We start from the raw sequence: 20,172 nt of genomic DNA on the forward strand, positions 1-20,172 counted from the left end.
CTTGCAAAATTTTATCTCGCCTTTTGAACAACTTCCGCCAGAAAACCGGATCGACCACATGAACGATGCTATCACGACCGTCGTCTTCGATATAGGGAATGTCCTGATCGAATGGAATCCCGAATATCTCTATCGCGAGCTCATTCCCGATGACGATGTACGCGAAGACTTCCTGACGACAGTCTGCACAATGGAGTGGAACCTGCAGCAGGATCTTGGCCGACCCTGGGCGGAAGCCGTCGATGTTCTGTCCCGCCAGCATCCGGACAAGGCCGAGCTTATTGCCGCCTACAGCGATCGTTGGCACGACATGGTGCCCGGCGAAATTCCCGGCACGCCTGACATGCTTGCAGAGCTCAAGGCCCAGGGGACGCCCCTTTATGCAATTACCAATTTTTCAGAAGACAAGTTTGTCCAGGCCCAGGAACGGTTTCCGTTTCTGAAGACCAGCTTCCGCGACATCGTCGTCTCCGGCGCTGAAAAGGAGATCAAGCCCGGCCTTCGCATCTACGAAATCCTGCTGGAGCGAAACGGACTGACCGCCGCGCAATGCCTTTTCATCGATGACAGCGAGCGCAATGTCGAGGCTGCCAGAGAAGCCGGCATGTCAGCCCATCACTTCAAGGGGGCTGAGGGTCTGCGCGCGGAACTGAAACAGCTTGGTCTGCTGAACGGGTAATTGCCACGAGGAAGAGACCAATATTAGGGAGGCGGCAAGGCCGCCTCTCAGAATTCGTCGCACTCAAGTCCCGGCGAAGAGGTCTTATCCCTCGAAGCCTTCAAGCACATTGACGCAATTGGTCCCCAGTGCGTCGACCGCATAGCCGCCCTCCATCAGGAAGATGGTCGGAACGCCGACCTTGGCGAGCCTCTGGCCAAGCCGGATGTAGTCTTCACTCTTGAACTTGAAGCCCGAGATCGGATCGTTCTCGTAGCAATCCATGCCAAGCGAGACGATCAACGCTTCTGGCTTGTAAACCAGCAGCCAACGGCAGGCTTCCTCGAGTGCCGGTATGTAGCTGTCCCAATCGGTGCCGAGCGGCAAAGGCCAGTTACGGGTGAACCCGGTACCGGCATGTTCACCGGTCTCGTCGGCAAACCCGAGAAAATAGGGATATTCGTGTTTAGGGTCGGCATGGATCGACAGGAACAGGATGTCCGGCCGGTCATAGAACAGCGCCTGGGTGCCATTGCCATGATGGTAGTCGACATCCAGGATTGCGATGCGATGCAGTCCGTAGTCCCGAAGATACTGCGCCGCGACAGCAGCGTTGTTGAAAAAGCAGTATCCACCGAAGAAGTCATAGCCCGCGTGGTGTCCCGGTGGCCGGCAAAGCGCGAAAGCCGATTTCTCGCCATCGAGAAGCAGGCGGGCCGCAGTCAGGGCCGTGTCGGCTGACGCCCGAGCCGCCTTGTAGGTGTTTTCGCCGAGCGGCGTACCGGCATCCATCGAGTACCGTCCGAGCAGGCCGTCGATATGTTCGACCTGAACATCCTGACGCAGGCTGCGGATAGGCCAGACGAAGGGAAAGGCTTCCCGCGACCGCCCTGCGGCTGTCCATTTTTCCCAAAAGCTCTCCAGAAACGAAACGTATTCGGGGGCGTGCACCCGGTGCAGAGGACGGACGGGAAATTCCTCCGGCGCAACGATTTCACCGACATTGCGCTCCCGCACGGTCTTGAGCACGATTTCAGCGCGGCTCGGGATCTCGACAGCAGGCTTCAGTTCGCCGTCTGATATTTCCTGCGCCGGTGCATGCGCGAGCTGGGTGTTTGAAAAAACCGTCTTCACGAGTTGCCCCCAAGTCCCCTGTTGTCTCACACAGCAGCGCTAATGTAACCCATTTCAGGAAAAACGGAATTCCGTAACATGAGTATAAGTCTCTGAGGGCTGTAACAAAACCGGTGTGAACCCGTCGTGATTGACGCTGTCCGGCCATCGCTGCGCTTCAAGGCAAAGCCCGGCATGGGCCCCATAGTGCCTGCCGTCCAGCCCGGGAACCGTCACCGAGATCCGCTGCGCATCATAAAGCTGCAGGCCGGGTTCACTCGTCCAGACTTCCATGCGGCGATTGCCGGAACTGTCTTCAAGGGCAGCAGCGAATTCCACGCCCTCGCGTGGTGCATCCGCAAGGCAGAAGTTGTGATCGAAGACCACGTTCTCCTCACCCGCCTTGCGCCGCAGTTTGCGCCCGTCGCGGAAGTCGTATGGCGTCCAGGCCACGTTGCGGATCTCGCCGGTCGGGATCAGCGCCTCGTCCACGGGCAGATAGGTCTCGGCAGCGATTTCCAACGTATGGTCCAGAATATTGCTGCTGCCATCCAGATTGAAATAGGCGTGCTGGGTGAGATTGACCGGCGTCGTCTTGTCGGTGGTTGCGGTGATTTTCAGACGCAGCGCACCGGTGCCGGTCAACGTATAGCGGGCAAGCACTTCCACCCGGCCCGGATACCCCATGTCGCCGTCTTCGGAGACAAGCTTCAGCAGGACACTGGCCTTGTCGTGCTGCTCTACCTGCCAGACCCTGCTGGAGAAGCCGAGCGAGCCACCGTGAAGGTGGTTGATACCGCGTTCGTTCTGGTCGAGTTGATAGGTGACCCCGTCTATCGTCATCCGGCCACCGCCGATCCGGTTGGCGCAGCGCCCGGCAATCACGCCGAAATAGGGCGAATGATCCAGATAGCTCTGGAGATCGTCAAAGCCCAGCACCACCGTCTCACCATCGACCTTGAGGTCGCGGATGATGCCTCCCAGGGTGAGAATGGAGGCAGCCAGAGACCCTTTTGCCAGCGTAATTTCCTGGACAACGGTCCCGTCTGGCAGAACCCCAAATTCCTTGATCATGAAAGTCTCCGGCGAGAAGGCGGCAGGATGCGCAAAAGGCGGCGGAACTATCCGCCGCCTTTCGTCAATCGGTCAAGTGGTCAGAGCGTCTGGTTGTAGTCGCCCACTTCCGAGTTTTCGCGCAGAACGCCGTCGACAGCCTTGAACATGGCGTGGAGCCGGTCTTCCGAAACCGGGCTCTCGACCACGACCACCAGCTCCGGCTTGTTGGAGGAGGCACGCACAAGACCCCAGGTTCCGTCTTCACTGACGACGCGAACGCCGTTGACGGTGATCAGGTCGGTGATCGACTGTCCGGCAACCGTTTCGCCCTTGGCTTTCATATCCTGGAAACGGGCGACAACCCGGTCGACGACGTCGTACTTGATTTCGTCGTCGCACTTGGGAGCCATGGTTGGCGACCCCCAGGTCTTGGGAAGATCCCGGCGCAGGTCTGCCATCGTCTTGTCCGGGTTACGGTCAAGCATGTCGAGGATGGCAATGGCCGAAACGAGCCCGTCATCATAACCGCGGCCAATCGGTTTGTTGAAGAAATAGTGGCCGGATTTCTCGAACCCGACCATGGCATTCAGCTCGGTGACACGGCGCTTGATGTAGGAGTGGCCGGTCTTGAAGTAGTCGGTCTTGGCACCGTTGGCTTTCAGCACCGGATCCGTGTGGAAGAGACCGGTGGATTTCACATCGACCACGAACTGGGCACCGGGATGAAGCGCGGAGATATCGCGCGCCAGCATCACGCCGACCTTGTCGGCGAAGATCTCTTCACCTTCGTTGTCGACGACACCGCAACGGTCGCCGTCGCCATCGAAACCAAGTCCGACGTCCGCACCGACTTCCAGAACCTTGTCACGAAGCGCGTGGAGCATCTTCATGTCTTCCGGGTTCGGATTATAGCGCGGGAAGGTGTGGTCCAGCTCGGCGTCGAGCGGAATGACTTCGGCGCCGAGCGCTTCCAGGATCTTCGGCGCGAAGGCACCGGCAGTGCCGTTGCCGCATGCCGCAACCACCTTGATCGGGCGCTTCAGCTTGGCTCGGTCGGTGAGATCCTTGAAATAGACATCCGGGAAACCGTCGACGAAGCGGTAGCTGCCGCCGCCCTTCAGGTCGAAGGCCGCTTCCAGAACGATGTCCTTCAGCCGGCCCATTTCATCGGGACCAAAGGTCAGCGGACGGTCGATGCCCATCTTGACGCCGGTCCAGCCGTTGTCGTTGTGCGACGCCGTAATCATGGCGACCGCCGGAACATCGAGCGCGAACTGCGCGAAATAGGCCATCGGCGACAAGGCCAGGCCAATGTCGTGCACGTTGATGCCGGCTGCCAGAAGGCCGTTGATCACCGCCATCTTGATGGAGGAGGAATAACCCCGGAAATCATGACCCACCACGATGTCCGGGCGCACGCCACGTTCGTGAATGAGCGTGCCGATGCCCATACCGAGCGCCTGCATGCCCATCAGATTGATTTCCTTTTCGAAAAGCCAACGCGCATCGTATTCACGGAAACCCGTGGGCTTCACCATTGGAAAGGATTCATATTCAAAAGTGTTCGGAACCAATTTCGGACGCGGTTTCGGAAACATCAATGCCTCTCAAAGCAAGGAAGAAGAACGGAACTGGGTAATTACCTAAACACGGTATGACAATTCACTGCACCAGTACAAGCGTGCCATCGGAGATGTCAAACCGCTTCATTTGGTTGAGAACGGACATGCCGAGCAGGGGTTCCCCGAGGCTTTGATCTTTCAACACAAGTGTGTCGACATTGCGTAGCCGGATCTTTCCAATGCGCAAATTGTCAATGGTCGCCCTGGCGCCACGAACTGTGCCGTTTGCCGTCTGGATTGCGTATTTGTAGTCGGCCGAATTCAGGAAGATGCCGATGCTCTCGGCAAGCGATTCCGGCAAAACGGTGACGGTTGCACCGGTGTCGACCAGCATGTCCACCGCACGGCCGTTCAGATAGGCATCCGCCACGAAATGCCCCTGCCTGTTGGCTGATATTCGGTGGCTTCGCTCGCCGGCCTCGTCCACGTCCTGATCTTCGGCAACCGGGTCGTTGCTCACCAGCACCTCAAGCCTGCTTTCCAGCAGATACGCCGCAAGCGGGACGATTGCCATGCAGGCCAGAAAGATGATGACAAAGCGCGACATGCAGGGTCTCGACGTTGCGTGAGCCCCCTGATTATCACGGTTTCCTTAGCGGCCTGTAAAACAGCATCAGGCAATCGTGTCGGCCAGCCGGGCAATATCCTCCAGATGCGGTGCACTGGACTGGGCCCCTGTCACGGTGCAGGCAAGCGCACCGGCGGCGGCACCTTCCTTCAAGGCACGTTCGAAGGACGTTTTGCGATCGAGAGCGGCAGCCAGGGCGCCGCAAAAGGCATCGCCCGCACCGGTCGTATCCACCGCGTTGACAGCAGGAGAAGCGAAGCGATAGCGCGCAGTTGGCGTGCGTGCGAGAACACCGTCCGCACCAAGGGTGACGATGACGTTCCGGCCACCTTCCGCCAACTTCAGCGCGAATGTTTCCGTGTCACCGGCAATGCCGAGACGCCCCCCGATCTCTGCCGCCTCGCTCACGTTGACCACAATCGTACCGGCAACATCCAGACAGGCACTCAGGTCGCCCTCAGGCACAGGAGCCGGGTTCCAGATGACCGTGCCTGCCGCACCCCGGGCAAGCCTGGCACCTTCGATCACCTCAACCAGAGGCACCTCTCCCTGAACGAGCAGTGTCTGACCAGGTTCAAAACCGCCTTCCAGCCAGGAGGCTTCGACACGCGCATTGGTGCCGCTGGCAACGATGATCTGGTTTTCCCCTGCCGGATCGATACCGATCAGGGCAAGGCCAGTCGACCCGGCCATGGTGCGAACGCCTGAAAGATCGACGCCGGCTTCGCGCAGATTAAGCAGCGCGAGTTCGGCAAAGCTGTCCTGTCCAACCGCGCCGATGAAACGAACGTCGGCCCCTGCCCGCCTGGCAGCCAATGCCTGGTTGGCGCCTTTCCCACCTGGAAATGTCTGGTGATCGCGACCGCTCACCGTTTCGCCGGCAGTCGGCAAGCGGGGCACGGCAACGACCAGATCCAGATTGATGGAACCAAAGACCGTAATCATGTCGCCTCCCCTTTTTTTACAAAAGGTTAGACACCGCACGCCCAAGCGCAACAAAAAAGCGCGGAAGTTTCCCTCCGCGCTTTCAGCCGTCTGTTCCGTCGGCCAGTTACTTCGTGCCGTACATGCGGTCGCCGGCGTCGCCAAGGCCCGGAACGATATAGCCCTTCTCGTTCAGCTTCTCGTCGATGGAAGCGGTGTAGACCGGCACGTCCGGGTGGTTCTCGGTGAAATTCTTGACGCCCTCAGGTGCCGCGAGCAGGCAGAGGAAGCGGATGTTGTTGGCTCCGCGCTCCTTGAGCTTCTGAACCGCTGCAATCGCCGAGTTGGCGGTGGCCAGCATCGGATCGACCACGATCACCAGACGCTCGTTCAGGTCTTCCGGAGCTTTGAAGTAATACTCAACCGGCTGCAGCGTCTGCGGATCGCGGTAAAGGCCGATGTGCGCCACGCGCGCCGACGGAACCAGATCCAGCATGCCTTCCAGAAGTCCGTTGCCCGCACGCAGAACGGAAGCGAATACCAGCTTCTTGCCGGCCAGGGTCGGCGCCTGCATTTCGGCAAGCGGCGTCTCGATGGTCTGGTAGACGAGCGGCAGGTCGCGGGTGACCTCATAGCAGAGCAGCGTGGAGATTTCCCGCAGCAGACGCCGGAACCCCTGGGTGGACGTTCCCTTGTCGCGCATGATGCTCAGTTTGTGCTGAACCAGCGGGTGGCTGATGACAGTGGCTCCGGACATATCTGCCTCTCTTCTCAATGGGGCCATAACACCGGCCCGGTCTCATGATTTTTTATGTTCGGGACCTATGCCCCGAACGGCAACCAAAAAACAGACCCCGGGTTCATGAAGTGCCCGAGTTTTTTCGCTTCCTGCGGGTGTCCTTGCAAATAAATGCCGCCAGCCCGGCTGGTTCCACCTTCCAGGATGCAGGTGAGCGGCAACTGATCCTGATGAACCTTGAGCTCGTGCCGCAGCAGTTCGGCCAGCCTGTCGGTCAGGGCAAGCGCCACAGCGCGGATTTCGATCATCCGGTCGCGTTCGGCCTCTGCCGACAGCACCGTGTCCGGTTCAACAATTTTCAGGACACCGGCGTCGAGGAACAGGGCCGCGTGGGCAGGATCGGCCGGTGGCGTCAGTGCCTCCAGTCCGGAGACTTCAAACCCGGCCCAGGCAAGAGGTTCGATCAGTGAATAGACCATCTCCTGGGCAGCCAGATGGAACGGCACAACAGTTCTCTCGGAAACCGCACCCCGCTGGTAATGCTCGAAGCTGTCGCCATAGACCATGTTGCCGTCGCCAGCGCCGCCGTCCCAGAGCGGACAAAGCGATTCCAGCACGCGGTCGAGCAGATCCCTTGCCGAAACCACGCCATCACTTTCCTTTGCCATCCGGACTGCAAGACGGCCGGGACGGGTCTCGTCCCCTTCCCCGAAAAGATCCGGCCGCAGGGCAAGCGCTTCACCGAAGCGTTTCAGATGGCGCTGCATCGCCTCGAGCAGGTCGTCATCTTCCCTTGCGTCCCACTGCAGGCCTTCTGCGAGTTCCATCCGGTCCATCTGCACGAGCGTCTGCGCATCGACGCGATAGGGATCGGTCATTTCACCGGAAAAGGAACCTGCCGCGAACATGTGAAAGGCGGCCAGTGCCGAAGCCTCCTGACCGGTCGCCTTGGTGTCCGTCATCCGGTCTTCAAAGACCCAGCCCTCGGGGTGACGGGTTTTCATGTAGGTACCCAGGATGGCAAGGTCGGCTGCAGCGGCAAGCATTTCTTCGGCGGTTTCAAATTCGCGCGCATTTGCCAGCGCACCCCAGCGGTCGATGCCGCCGGCCTCGTAATTCCGCCAGATGCCATAGGGTGGAATGTGAAAATCCGGATAGTTTTCCCGAGTTGTTTCAAGCACCTTGGCCAGGGCTGTCTCAAGCAGGTCCGGAACCGCTTCGACATGGGCGAGTTTGCCATCTGTGGCGAGCTTCAAAAGCTCATAGGCCTTTTCCCGAACATGTTGCGGCCGGAACAGGGACAAGGCTGGTTGGGTATCGGTCATGGAGATCGCCGGATCTGGAAAGGATTGTGTGAAAAGACGCTGCCCTCGCCTATCTGCCCACCATAACCTTGTCAAACCGGTTCGTCATTGGTCATCATCTGTGTGATTTGAACCCAAGCCTTTCAACCACTCCACACCGGAAGTTTCATGTCTGCCGTTGTCTCAATCGCCGCCCTTCTCGTCGGATCCGGACTGCTTTTGCTCGCCGGCGGCCTTCACGGCCTCCTGTTGCCGCTCGCCGGTCTCGCCAACGGCTTTTCCGATGCCTCGCTCGGTCTGCTCGGCACCGGCTGGGCAGTCGGATATGTCAGCGGCTGTCTGGCCGTGCCGGTCATCGTGAAGCGTGTGGGCCATGTGCGGGCCTTCGGGGCGCTTGCCTCGCTGGCGGGCATCTCGGTTCTCCTGAACCTCCTGTTCATGGATGCCGCTGTCTGGATCGTGCTGCGGGCGATCACCGGCTTCTGCTTTTCCGGCGCTGCCATGATCGTGGAAAGCTGGCTGAACGAACGTTCGACCAGCGAAACGCGCGGGCGGATCTTCGGCATCTACACGATGATCAACCTGGGGGCGACGACCGCCGGACAGATGTTGCTGACGCTTGGCGATCCGACCGGCTTCTTCTTCTTCGTTCTCGGTTCGATCATCTACTCGCTGTCGCTGCTGCCGACAGCGTTGTCCACCGCCGCATCGCCCCAGCCCCTGACACAGGCGCGGCTGGATCCGAAAAAACTCTGGCGCAATTCACCGATCGCAGTGGTCGCGGTTTTCATGGTCGGCATTTCAAACGGGTCCTTCGGCACCTTGGGTGCGGTATATGGACTTCGCATCGGACTGGACGTACCGGAGATTGCCATCATGATGAGTTTGGCGCTTTTGGCCGGCGCAGTGGTGCAGATCCCGGTCGGCATGCTGTCCGACAGGCTTGACCGGCGCCTCGTGCTGGTCGGTCTCGCCGTAACCGCCATGAGTTTCGGGTCCAGCCTGTCGTTCTTCGGCGGCACCGATCCGACCCTCACGGTTCTTCTGATCGCAGGTTTCGGCGGCGTGGTCTATTCAATGTATCCGGTGATCGTCGCCCACGCGAGCGACCACGCAGAGCCGGGTGACTTTCTCAGGATCAGCGGCGGTCTTCTGCTTATCTTCGGGGCTGGTACAATGCTTGGACCGTTGCTCGCTTCGGGCTTGATGACCTTCACTTATCCGGGAGCACTCTTCCAGGTGACGGCGGCAGCGCATCTTTCCATGATGCTTTTTGCCCTCTGGCGCATGCGTCAGCGTGCTTCGCTGCCACAGGAAGACAAGTCCGATTTCGTGATGGCAGTCTCGACCGCGCAGATTACGACCCCGGAAACGGTAAGCCTCGATCCGCGCACGGAAGTGGACGAGACCGGCGGGGAAATCTGAGGGGGCTTGACGCCATTACCTTCGGCATTCATCGCTCTTCTCCCCTCATCCTGAGGAGCCGCTTCAGCGGCATCTCAGGATGAGGTTTTGGGGAGGAGAGCGCGAGAGGCGAGAAAGCTCACTAGAATTCTCGCTGAACCAAGCCAATGCGAAGCGACCTCGCCTGAAAAAAATCTGGCGTGCATTCAGCGTGCGGCGCATCCGGCATGTTGCAGAAGACCTGCCTTAACCCGTCGGCGCCTGCTTTGCGCTTTCCAGTCGTACAAGGAGCCTTTTGCGTGTGGGCTCATCACAGAAGGCGGCTTCGATGGCCGTGCGGGTGACTTCCATCTGATCATCGAAACTCCATCCGAAGGTTTCGGTGACCGATGAATATTCCTTGCCGAGCGTGGTGCCGAAAAAGGGCGGGTCGTCGGAGTTGAGCGTGATCTTCACGCCCTCCTTGCGCAGCATGTTGACCGGGTGGAAGCGCAGGTGAGTGTAGACGCCCAGAGCGATGTTCGACCCGGGGCAGACCTCCAGCACGATCTCCTCGTCGACAAGGCGCTTGACCAGATCCTTGTCCTCGATCGCCCGCACGCCGTGGCCGAGACGTTTCACACGCAGGAATTCGAGTGCCGCGGTCACACTGTCCGGACCGCCGAACTCGCCCGCATGGGCCGTCGTGCCCAGTCCGGCATCCGCCGCCATGCGGAAGGCCTTCGCGAAATTGGCCGGGTGGCCGGAGCGTTCATCCCCGGCCAGACCGAAGCCCGTGACCAGAGGATGCGGATTGCCGATCACTTCCTTGATGACCCGTTCGACGGAGGCCGAACCGAAATGGCGGACGCCGATCGCGATCATCCGGCCTTCGATGGCAGTGTCTGTCTTGGCGCGCTCGATCCCGGCGGCCAGTCCCTCGACATAGGAGCGGTAGGACAGGCCGGCGGCCTGAGCGTGGTCTGGCGAGATGAAAATCTCGCCGTAAATTGCCCCTTCCGCCGCCAGCATGCGGAAATAGGTTTCTGCAAGCAGGGCATAGTCCGCCGGTGTCCTGAACACCGAACTTGCAACGTCATAGGCTTTCAGGAAGGTGGTGAAGTCGGACCAGATGTATTTGCCGTTACCGTCGAGGACGGCCGAAACATCCTCGCCGCGCTTGTCGGCAAGGCGCTTGACCAGGGTCGGTGGCGCGGCGCCTTCGATATGACAATGCAATTCCGCCTTCGGTACCGTGATGGCGTCGCTCATGTCCCGCGGGTCCTCATTCGAGTGTGTGGCGGGCCGGTTTTCCGTCTTTCCGCAGAAAGGACGGACGAATGGCCCGCGGTTATTGTGCCCGATTCACCGGATTGCCGGAATGCGGATGCGGTTACAGAAAACTCGTGCCGTTCGGCCCCACCGCAATGCCCAGATGATCGGCGATACTTTCACCGATATCGGCATAGGTCTTGCGACCACCGACGCTTCTGCCTTCGAGACCCGGACCGGTTGCGATCACCGGAACATGTTCGCGGGTGTGGTCCGTGCCACGCCAGGTCGGATCGCAGCCGTGATCGGCCGTCAGGATCAGGAGATCACCGTCCTTCATCCTGGCAATCATTTCCGGCAAGCGGCGGTCGAAATGCTCCAGTGCGGCTGCATATCCCGGAACATCCCGGCGGTGACCGTAGAGGGAGTCGAAATCGATGAAATTGGCGAAGATCAGGTCGCCATCGGCAGCCTGGTCCATGGCCTCCAGCGTCTTGTCGAACAGCTGGTCATTGCCTGCGCCCTTCAGCACCCTGGCAACGCCCTGATGCGCGAAGATGTCGGATATCTTGCCGACGCCATAGACCGTGCGTCCTGCCTCTGTCAGCCGGTCGAGCAAGGTCGGTTCCGGCGGCAGTACCGAATAGTCACGCCGGTTGGCGGTGCGCTGGAAAGTGTCCGAAGTTTCGCCGACGAAGGGCCGCGCGATCACCCGGCCGATGTTGTAGGGATCGGCAAATTCACGCGCGATCTCGCAAAGTTCGTACAGCTTCTCCAAACCATAGTGTTCTTCGTGGGCGGCGATCTGGATGACGGAATCCGCCGACGTATAGAAAATCGGCTTGCCCGTGCGAATGTGCTCTTCGCCAAGTTCGGCAATGATCACCGTGCCGGAAGCGTGTTTGTCACCCAGGATGCCGTTGAGGCCTGCCTTCTCGCTGATCTTTGCAATCAGCTCTTCCGGGAAGGTCGGGATCGTTTCCGGAAAATAGCCCCAGTCGAAGCGCACGGGCACACCGGCGATTTCCCAATGGCCGGACGGCGTGTCCTTGCCGTTGGAAACTTCAGCAGCATAGCCCCACAGGCCTTCCGGCTCGCCATCGAAATCCAGGCCCGGCACGTCCTGGCCGGTGGACAGGCGCCCTGCCGCGCCCAAGCCGAGCCGGTCCATGTTGGGAACGTTCAAGGGGCCGGAGCGCAGACCGTCCTTGTCGCCCTCACCGACTGCACAACGCGCCGCGATGTGGCCCAAAGTGTCGGCCCCGGCATCGCCAAAGGCTTCCGCATCCGCGGCACCGCCGATACCGAAACTGTCCAGAACGCACAGAATTGCACGAGGCATGGACATCTCCTCAAATTTATCATTGCCGGCCGGTTCGGCCGGAGAGGTTCCGGGCGACCATTCGCCCGGCACGCATTTTCCCGGTCAGGGCGCGATGCGCTCGACGACGCTTGGCCTGTCGATGACATCGGCTGCGGAGCCGATGGTGTAGGCTTTGCGCACCGCGACGGCTGCTTCTTCGGCCTCTGCCTCGGTTCTGGCATGGACAATCGCCAAGGGCGCATCCGCGTCGACCGTGTTGCCGACACCGGCAAGGCTGGTCAGGCCGACGGACGGATCGATCACGTCTGCCGCCGCCCGGCGTCCACCGCCAAGCGCGACGACCGCAACGCCCAGTGCCCGGGCATCCACACCCGTAACGACGCCGTCATGTTCGGCATAGACCGGCGCTTCCACCGGCGCCTTGGCGAGATAAAGTTCCGCCTTTTCCATGAAGTCGGCAGGTCCGCCAAGCGCATGAACCATCTGGGCGAACTTCTCAGCCGCCTTGCCGCTCTGAAACGCTTCACGCATCATGCCGGCACCGGCCTCTGCATCAGCGGCAATGCCACCCGAGGCAAGCAGTTCGCCGCCTTGTGCCACGGTGACATCCCAAAGGCGGTTGTCGATTGCCGTGCCTTTCAGGAAGTCGACAGCGTTCTGCATTTCAACCGCGTTGCCGGCGGCAGACGCAAGCGGCTCGTTCATGTCGGTCAGGAGAGCCGTCGTTTTCAAACCCGCCCCGTTCGCGACCAGCACCAGGCTTTCGGCAAGCGCACGAGCATCTTCAAGTGTTGCCATGAAAGCGCCCGTGCCCCACTTCACGTCCAGCACCAGTCCCTGCAGACCGGCTGCCAGCTTCTTGGACAGGATCGACGCGGTAATCAGGTCGATGCTCTCCACCGTGCCGGTCACATCGCGGATGGCATAAAAGCGCTTGTCGGCCGGAGCAAGGTTGCCGGTCTGGCCGATGACGGCACACCCGATTTCCTTGACCACCTTCTTGAACAGCAGATTGTCTGGTTGCGTCTGATAGCCCGGGATGCTGTCGAACTTGTCCAGCGTGCCGCCCGTATGACCCAGGCCACGACCGGAGATCATCGGTACTGCAGCGCCACAGGCGGCAAGCGCCGGCGCCAGCATCAAGGAGACGTTGTCGCCAACGCCGCCGGTGGAATGCTTGTCCAGGATCGGCGCGTCGATGCCCGACCAGTCCATGACATCGCCACTGTCGCGCATGGCGAGCGTCAGAGCCACACGTTCGTCGACGGTCAGCCCCTTGAAGAAGACAGCCATGGCGAGCGCAGCCACTTGGCCTTCCGTGACCGAGCCGTCTGCCAGGCCCTTGACGAAGAACTGGATCTCCGCCGCGTCCAGCGTTCCACCGTCGCGCTTCTTTCTGATGAGTTCTTGCGGCAGCATTTGTTGTCCTTCTTGAAGCCGTCTCAATAGCCGTGGTGGGAGTGGTCCACGATTTCCTGGCCCTCAATCGTCGAGATCAGGGCATCCAGAAGACCACTGGCACCAAAGCGGAACGTGTGTGCCGATACCCAGTTCTGGCCCATGATCTTGTCGGCAAGCGCCAGGTAGGCAGCCGCGTCCTCGGCGGTGCGGATACCACCGGCCGGCTTGAAGCCGATCACACGCTCGGCGTTGTCGCGCCGGGCCTCCTCGATCGCGGTCAGCATGATTTCGGCTGCTTCCAGCGTTGCGTTGACGGCAACTTTGCCGGTCGAAGTCTTGATGAAATCCGCACCTGCCCCAATGGCAATGTTGGAGGCTGCGTGGATCAGCAACGGATCCTTGATTTCACCCGTTTCCAGGATGACCTTGAGCAGTGCCGGTTCCGGAATGGCAGCCTTCACGCGGATGATCTGCTCTTCCGCAAAACCCTTGCGGCCGGCGCAGAAAGCCTTGTAGGGCATCACCAGATCGATCTCGTCGGCTCCATCGGCAAGTGCCTGCTTCGTCTCGGCCAGGACAGCTTCCGTATCTTCGCCACCTTCAGGGAAGTTGACCACGGTCGCCACCTTCACGCCCGTGCCGGTCAGTTCCTGCGCGGCCTGCGCCACGAACCGCGGCCAGACACAGACAGCCGCAACCGACCCGTGATCCGTCACGGTCCGTCCGGTCAGCTTGGAAATATCCGCCGCCGTGCAGTCATCGTTGAGGTTGGTCAGGTCGACGAGCCCGAGGGCCCGTTTGGCGTGTTCGATCATGTCAGTCATTGGCCGATCTCCTTCACGAATGCCCGCACCAGCTGTTTCATGCGTTCCATGCCCTGCAAGGCGACGGACTTGGTTTCGTCGTGAGACAGCGCGTGCGTCTGCATGCCTGCGCCGTAATTGGTGATAATCGACATGGCCGCGACGCGCATACCCAGGAACCTGGCCATGATGACTTCCGGCACGGTTGACATGCCAACCGCATCCGCACCCAGTGTCTTGGCCATGCGGATTTCGGCAGGCGTCTCGAAAGACGGGCCGGAGAACCACATGTAAACGCCCTCGGCGACCGGATCGCCGGTTTCCTCGGCGACTTTCTTCATCGCCGCACGCAAATCCGCATCGTAGGCGGTGCTCATGTCGAGGAAGCGCTTTTCGTCCTCTTCACCGATCAGCGGGTTCATGCCCGACCAGTTGATGTGGTCGGAAATCAGCATGGGCGAGCCGGGAGCAACTTCCTGGCGCAGGGAACCAGCCGCATTGGTTGCCAGCAGGATCTCGCAGCCGAGCTCCTTCAGCGTTTCCACCGGCGTGCGCATGACCGTCGGATCGCCGCCCTCGTAATAATGGGCCCGGCCCGACAGGATCACCACCGGCACCCCGGACAGCGTGCCGGCAACCAGCTCGCTGGAATGGGACGTGACGGTGGAGACCGGAAATTCGGTCAGGTGCGAATAGGGAATGCGAACAGCGTCCTCGACTTCCTCGGCGAGCGCGCCGAGGCCGGAGCCGAGGATCATGCCAATCTTGTACGAGCCCTCCCGGGCTGCGCGGACGATCTCCGCGCATTCACGGCCGAAACCACTCATTGTGGGTCAGTCCTTCTTATTTTGACGTGTATTCCAGTTCGAAGGCGGCAGGCAGCAGCTCATCCATCGTGAAGCTGCGCCGGATACCGTCGAGATCCGCGACATGGACAACCAGATCGTCCGTGCCGAATTCCTTCAGACGCTGGCGGCACATGCCGCACGGCGTGCACAGGGCCGCATCGCCAATGACGACGGCTTCCGCAATTTCGCGGTAACCGGCGGCAATCATGGCGCTGACCGCCCCACCTTCTGCACAAACGCTCACCGGGTAGGAAGCGTTCTCCACATTGCAGCCGATGAAAACAGTGCCGTCCGGTGCACGCAAGGCCGCGCCGACCAGGAAGTTTGAATAGGGTGCATATGCGTTTTCACGAACCGCTTTTGCGGCCTCGAACAACGCGTCCAGATCGCTCATGAACGCTCCTTGAGATACGGAATGCCAGCCGCCTTTGGCGGGATTGCCTTGCCGATGAAACCTGCAAGCAGGATCACGGTCAGAATATAGGGCAGTGCCTGGAAGAACTGCACCGGAATTTCGCCGATACCGGGTAATTTCTGACCCTGCATCCGGATGGCGACAGCATCGAGGAAGCCGAACAACAGGCAGGCCAACATGGCGTTGGCCGGTTTCCACTTGGCGAAAATCAGGGCCGCCAGCGCGATGAAGCCCTTGCCCGCCGTCATGTCCTTGATGAAGCCGGAGGACTGGGCGATGGAAAGATATGCTCCGGCCACACCGCACAGGGCACCGCAGGCGATAACCGCCCGGTAGCGCAGCCAGGTGACAGAGATGCCGGCCGTATCAACGGCCGCCGGGTTTTCCCCGACCGCACGCAGGCGCAGCCCGAAACGGGTGCGGAACAGCACCCACCAGGTCAGCGGCACGGCCACGAAAGCCGCGTAGACCAGGATGTTGTGGCCTGACAGCAGTTCGCTGTAGATGCCGCCAATGATCGGAACATCGCGCAGTTCTTCCGCGTAGGGCCAGACGATGTCCCTAAACCGTCCGCCTTCCGGCAGTGAGGGCGTACGACCGCCCTGGCGGAACCATGTCTGCCCGAGGAGCGCGGTCAGGCCCGCTGCCAGGAAATTGATGGCGACGCCGGAAACGATCTGGTTGCCACGGTTGGTAATGGAGGCAAAGCCGTGGATCAGCGCCAGGCCGATCGAAACCGCCATGCCCGCCAGAAGGCCGATCCAGGCGTTTCCGGTCATATAGGCGACCGCACCCGCCCCAAAGGCTGCGCCGAGCATCTTTCCTTCCAGGCCGATATCGACCACGCCGGAGCGTTCAGAGTAAAGCCCCGCCAGACAGGCCAGCAGAAGCGGTGTCGACAGGCGGACTGTGGAATCAAGTGTCAGGATCACGATCTCGAACATGATCACGCCTCCTTCTCGGCAAGAGCCCGGGAGGGCGTGAACAGCTTGATGATGGTCGGGCGGAACATGTGCTCAAGCGCACCGGCAAACAGGATCACAAGGCCCTGGATGACGATGATCATGTCTCGCGTGATGTTGGGCATTTCGAACGAAAGTTCCGCGCCACCCTGATAGAGCATGCCGAACAGGATCGATGCCAGAACGATGCCGACCGGATGCGCCCGCCCCATGAGGGCAACCGCGATACCGACGAAGCCGTAGCCGGTCACGAAATCGATCAGCAGACGGTGCTGTGACCCCATGATCTCGTTGATCGCCATCATGCCTGCAAGACCACCGGATATGAGCATGGTGATGACGATGGTGCGCACCGGCGAGATGCCGGCATAGACCGCGGCTGTGGCGTTGGCACCGAAGGACCGGATCTCGAAACCGAGCTTTGTGCGCCAGATCAGGACCCAGACCAGGACACAAGCCGCCAGCGCCACGAAGAGCGACAGGTTGACCGGCGCATAGCCGAAGCCGAAGGACGGGAATATATCGTTCAGGAACGGCAGACGGCCGCCGTCCTCGAAGGTTCGCGTTTCCGGCTGCATCGACCCTGGCTTCTTCAACGCGTTGTTGAGCAGATAGACCATCAGCGACGAGGCGATGAAGTTGAACATGATCGTGGTGATCACCACGTGGCTGCCGCGGGTGGCCTGCAGCCAGGCCGGAATGAACGCCCAGGCGGCCCCCATCAGCGCCGAGCCGATGATGGCAAACGGCAAGGTGATGTACCACGGCACGATGTGGTCCAGCGCCAGACAGGCTATGGCGACCCCGAGACCACCGATATAGGCCTGGCCCTCACCGCCGATGTTGAACAACCCGGCATGAAAGGCAACGGCCACGGCCAGGCCGGTGAAGATGAAGTTGGTGGCATAGAACAGCGTGAAGCCGATGCCTTCGCCATAGCCAATGGAGCCCCAGACCAGGAGCTGCACCGCGTCCAGCGGGTTTTCCCCGATCAGGACAACGACGAGGCCGGACACCAGGAAGGCGGCGGCCAGGTTCAGGAACGGGATCAGGCCGTAATCGACCCAGCGCGGGAGCTGACCGGCACTCATCGGGCGCCTCCTTCAACAGCCATCTTGTTGTTATCTTCCACACCGGCCATCAGCAGGCCAAGTTCGCCTTCTTCCGCATCGCCGCCGCGTTCACCGACGATCTTGCCGTCGAACATCACCAGCACCCGGTCGGACAGCGCCCGGATTTCGTCGAGTTCCACCGACACCAGCAAAATGCCCTTGCCGGCATCGCGCATTTCCACGATCCGGCGGTGGATGAACTCGATGGCGCCGATATCGACGCCGCGCGTCGGCTGACCGACCAGAAGCACTTCCGGATCGCGCTCGATCTCGCGCGCCAGCACGATCTTCTGCTGGTTGCCGCCCGAGAAATTGGCGGTCTTCAGCATCGGGTTGGGCGGGCGGATGTCGTATTTCTCGATTTCGGCCACGGCGTTCTTCTTGATGGCGGCAAGATCCATCAGAAGGCCCCGGGAGTAGGCCGGGTCGCGGTGGTAGCCAAGGATCGAATTCTCGTATTCGGAGAAGGAATTGATCAGGCCCATCCGGTGCCGGTCTTCCGGCACGTGGCCCATGTTCTTGGCGCGCATGTCGGCAGCGTCGAGCGTGCTCGTTCCCAGATCGATCGTCTCGCCGTTGATCTTCAGCGTACCTCTGGTGGCGCGGCGAATGCCCGCAAGCGTTTCCAGCAGTTCCGACTGGCCGTTGCCGGAGACACCGGCGATGCCGACAATCTCTCCCGCACGCACATTGAAGGAAACGTCCTTGACCACCTGCACGCCGCGGCTGTCTGTCACCGTGAGGTTCTCGACCTCCATCACCGGAGCCTTGGGTTGCGCCGGTTTCTTGTCGACACGCAGCAGCACGCTGCGGCCGACCATAAGCTCGGCGAGTTCTTCCATCGAGGTGTTCGCGGTTTCGCGCGTCGCCACCATCTCGCCGCGGCGCATCACGGAAACAGTATCGGTCGCGGCCATGATCTCGCGCAGCTTGTGCGTGATCAGGAGAACCGTCTTGCCTTCGTTCTTCAGAACTTCGAGGATCTTGAACAGGTGATCGGCTTCGGCCGGCGTCAGGACACCGGTCGGTTCGTCAAGGATCAGAACCTCCGCGCTGCGGTAGAGCGCCTTCAGGATCTCCACCCGCTGCTGCAGACCAACCGGCAGATCCTGGATCAGGGCGTCCGGATCGACCCGCAGTTCGTATTCTTCTTCCAGCCGCTTGAGTTCTGTCTTGGCGCGATTGATGCCGCCGGAAAGGAGCGCGCTGTCCTCGGCCCCCAGAACCACGTTTTCCAGGACCGAGAAATTGTCGACCAGCATGAAATGCTGATGCACCATGCCGATGCCCATGCCGATGGCGGTTTTCGAGTCCGAAATCGTGACCTTCTTGCCGTCCACCAGGATGTCGCCGTCATCGGCCTGGTAGAAACCGTAGAGAATGGACATGAGCGTCGACTTGCCCGCCCCGTTCTCTCCGATGATACCGTGGATGGATCCCTTCTTCACCACAAGGTCAATGTCCTTGTTGGCGTGAACCGGGCCAAAGCGCTTGTTGATCTTGCGCAGTTCGATTGCCGGCGTATCGCTCATGCGTTCCCCCAGGCCTGACTGTTTTTCTTTGTCATTGTTATTGCCCCTCGCCGCTGCCTCGCGGTGTCCCGATCAGAAAAGACATGCTCCGTCGGTGACGACGTCATGAACCTTGACGGTGCCGTCGGAGATGGCCGCAACGGCGGCATCCGCCGCCGCTTTCATGTCCGGCGTGATCAGGTCCTTGTTGTTTTCGTCCAGCACCCAGTCCATGCCGCCATCCGCGACGCCCAGCACCTTGATGCCGGGTTCGAAGGTGCCGTCCTTCGCCGCCTGAAAGCTGTCGTAGACGGCGTTGTCCACGCGCTTGCGGATGGACGTCAGGACCTTGCCCGGATGCAGGCCGTTCTGGTTGCTGTCGGTGCCCATGCCGAGAACGCCCTTGTCGGCAGCTGCCTGCAGCACACCAATGCCGGTTCCGCCCGCTGCCTGAATGATCACATCGGCGCCCTGATTGATCTGGCCGATGGCAAGTTCTCCGCCGCGAACAGGATCCGCGAAAGCGGCCGGCGTATCGCCCGTCATGTTGGACAGAACCCTGATATCCGCCCTTGCGGCCTGGCCGCCCTGCTTGTAGCCGCACAGAAACCGCTGGATGATCGGGATATCCATGCCGCCGACAAAACCGATGGTGCCGCTCTTGGAGGCCATGCCGGCCAGCAGACCGCCGATATAGGCACCCTCATGTTCCTTGAACACATAGGAGCGCACGTTCGGCTGATCGACCACCATGTCGACGATGGCAAAATCCGTCTTGGGAAAATTGGGAGCCACCTGGCCAAGCGCGTTGGCCTGGTTGAAACCGATTGCGACAACGGGGGACGCGCCCCGGCTGGCAAAGTTCCGCAGTGCCTGCAGGCTTTGCGCATCACGCTCCAACTCGAATTCTCTGACGTCGCCGCCCTGGTCCTGAAACCGTTTCACGCCGGCAAAGGCGCTTTCGTTGAAAGACCCGTCGAACTTGCCGCCGACGGAATAAACGATGGCCGGTTCGGCCAGAGTTGCGGTTGTTGTCATGAAGACAGCGCAGGCCGCAGCAATGACGCCTGATGTGAGACGGAGCATCCTGTCCTCCGAAAAAACGGGTTGGGCACGCTAGAAATACAGGTAGACCTCCGCACGCTATCGCGCGGAGG

19 protein-coding genes are annotated in these 20,172 nt (G+C 60.7%); 2 read left to right on the top strand and 17 right to left on the bottom strand.

All coding sequences use genetic code 11. The annotated features are described in order from the left end of the window. The first annotated feature begins 58 nt into the window (after positions 1–58). Positions 59–679 (top strand): HAD family phosphatase, encoded by a 621-nt coding sequence (locus FIU93_RS02235; protein WP_062490522.1) that lies wholly within the window; start codon positions 59–61, stop codon positions 677–679. A gap of 84 nt (positions 680–763) precedes the next feature. Here the strand turns inward: FIU93_RS02235 and FIU93_RS02240 are convergent, their stop codons facing one another. The 7 genes from FIU93_RS02240 to FIU93_RS02270 form a co-directional block, all read right to left on the bottom strand. Next, positions 764–1,792, bottom strand: a complete 1,029-nt coding sequence (locus tag FIU93_RS02240) for a histone deacetylase family protein (RefSeq protein WP_152504723.1) — start codon at positions 1,790–1,792, stop codon at positions 764–766. Between the two features lie 54 nt (positions 1,793–1,846). Further along, on the bottom strand, positions 1,847–2,845 hold the full coding sequence (locus FIU93_RS02245; RefSeq protein WP_152504724.1) for an aldose epimerase family protein: 999 nt from the start codon (positions 2,843–2,845) through the stop codon (positions 1,847–1,849). An 80-nt stretch (positions 2,846–2,925) separates the two neighbouring features. Beyond that, entirely contained in the window at positions 2,926–4,425 is a 1,500-nt protein-coding gene (locus FIU93_RS02250; protein WP_152504725.1) for a phosphomannomutase/phosphoglucomutase, read from the bottom strand. A gap of 64 nt (positions 4,426–4,489) precedes the next feature. After that, positions 4,490–4,996, bottom strand: coding sequence for a TIGR02281 family clan AA aspartic protease (locus FIU93_RS02255; RefSeq protein WP_152504726.1), 507 nt, complete (start codon positions 4,994–4,996; stop codon positions 4,490–4,492). Between the two features lie 66 nt (positions 4,997–5,062). After that, positions 5,063–5,962 carry a ribokinase gene (locus FIU93_RS02260; RefSeq protein WP_152504727.1) on the bottom strand — a complete coding sequence of 300 codons (900 nt, stop codon included), beginning with the start codon at positions 5,960–5,962 and terminating at the stop codon, positions 5,063–5,065. Between the two features lie 106 nt (positions 5,963–6,068). Then, positions 6,069–6,698, bottom strand: a complete 630-nt coding sequence (gene upp / locus FIU93_RS02265; protein ID WP_022999737.1) for a uracil phosphoribosyltransferase — start codon at positions 6,696–6,698, stop codon at positions 6,069–6,071. Positions 6,699–6,763: 65 nt separating this feature from the next. Beyond that, the gene (locus tag FIU93_RS02270) at positions 6,764–8,005 is read right to left on the bottom strand and encodes a DUF1688 family protein (protein ID WP_152504728.1); all 1,242 of its coding nucleotides are present in this window, start codon (positions 8,003–8,005) and stop codon (positions 6,764–6,766) included. Positions 8,006–8,152: 147 nt separating this feature from the next. Between FIU93_RS02270 and FIU93_RS02275 the strand changes: the two genes are divergently transcribed. Continuing rightward, complete coding sequence (locus FIU93_RS02275; RefSeq protein ID WP_022999735.1) at positions 8,153–9,409, top strand: MFS transporter; 1,257 nt, start codon at positions 8,153–8,155, stop codon at positions 9,407–9,409. Between the two features lie 225 nt (positions 9,410–9,634). On the opposite strand, the gene FIU93_RS02280 is transcribed toward FIU93_RS02275, so the two are convergent. From FIU93_RS02280 to FIU93_RS02325, 10 genes are all read right to left on the bottom strand, one after another. Then, the gene (locus FIU93_RS02280; RefSeq protein WP_022999734.1) at positions 9,635–10,639 is read right to left on the bottom strand and encodes an adenosine deaminase; all 1,005 of its coding nucleotides are present in this window, start codon (positions 10,637–10,639) and stop codon (positions 9,635–9,637) included. Positions 10,640–10,760: 121 nt separating this feature from the next. Continuing rightward, positions 10,761–11,981, bottom strand: a complete 1,221-nt coding sequence (locus FIU93_RS02285; RefSeq protein ID WP_152504729.1) for a phosphopentomutase — start codon at positions 11,979–11,981, stop codon at positions 10,761–10,763. An 84-nt stretch (positions 11,982–12,065) separates the two neighbouring features. Beyond that, positions 12,066–13,382, bottom strand: coding sequence for a thymidine phosphorylase (gene deoA, locus FIU93_RS02290; RefSeq protein WP_152504730.1), 1,317 nt, complete (start codon positions 13,380–13,382; stop codon positions 12,066–12,068). Positions 13,383–13,405: 23 nt separating this feature from the next. Continuing rightward, positions 13,406–14,188 carry a deoxyribose-phosphate aldolase gene (gene deoC / locus FIU93_RS02295; protein ID WP_088665174.1) on the bottom strand — a complete coding sequence of 261 codons (783 nt, stop codon included), beginning with the start codon at positions 14,186–14,188 and terminating at the stop codon, positions 13,406–13,408. Beyond that, the gene (locus tag FIU93_RS02300; RefSeq protein WP_022999730.1) at positions 14,185–14,994 is read right to left on the bottom strand and encodes a purine-nucleoside phosphorylase; all 810 of its coding nucleotides are present in this window, start codon (positions 14,992–14,994) and stop codon (positions 14,185–14,187) included. Before FIU93_RS02300 ends, deoC begins: the two co-directional genes overlap by 4 nt. 16 nt (positions 14,995–15,010) lie before the next feature. After that, positions 15,011–15,409 (bottom strand): cytidine deaminase, encoded by a 399-nt coding sequence (gene cdd / locus FIU93_RS02305; protein WP_022999729.1) that lies wholly within the window; start codon positions 15,407–15,409, stop codon positions 15,011–15,013. Then, positions 15,406–16,374, bottom strand: a complete 969-nt coding sequence (locus tag FIU93_RS02310) for an ABC transporter permease (protein WP_031268896.1) — start codon at positions 16,372–16,374, stop codon at positions 15,406–15,408. Before FIU93_RS02310 ends, cdd begins: the two co-directional genes overlap by 4 nt. Before the next feature lie 2 nt (positions 16,375–16,376). Beyond that, positions 16,377–17,483, bottom strand: coding sequence for an ABC transporter permease (locus FIU93_RS02315; protein WP_022999727.1), 1,107 nt, complete (start codon positions 17,481–17,483; stop codon positions 16,377–16,379). Continuing rightward, positions 17,480–19,036, bottom strand: a complete 1,557-nt coding sequence (locus FIU93_RS02320; protein ID WP_055657442.1) for an ABC transporter ATP-binding protein — start codon at positions 19,034–19,036, stop codon at positions 17,480–17,482. Before FIU93_RS02320 ends, FIU93_RS02315 begins: the two co-directional genes overlap by 4 nt. Positions 19,037–19,108: 72 nt before the next feature. Then, entirely contained in the window at positions 19,109–20,101 is a 993-nt protein-coding gene (locus FIU93_RS02325; RefSeq protein WP_152504731.1) for a BMP family ABC transporter substrate-binding protein, read from the bottom strand. Positions 20,102–20,172: the final 71 nt, after the last annotated feature.

The organism is Labrenzia sp. THAF35 (assembly GCF_009363595.1).
Lineage (GTDB): Bacteria > Pseudomonadota > Alphaproteobacteria > Rhizobiales > Stappiaceae > Roseibium > Roseibium algicola.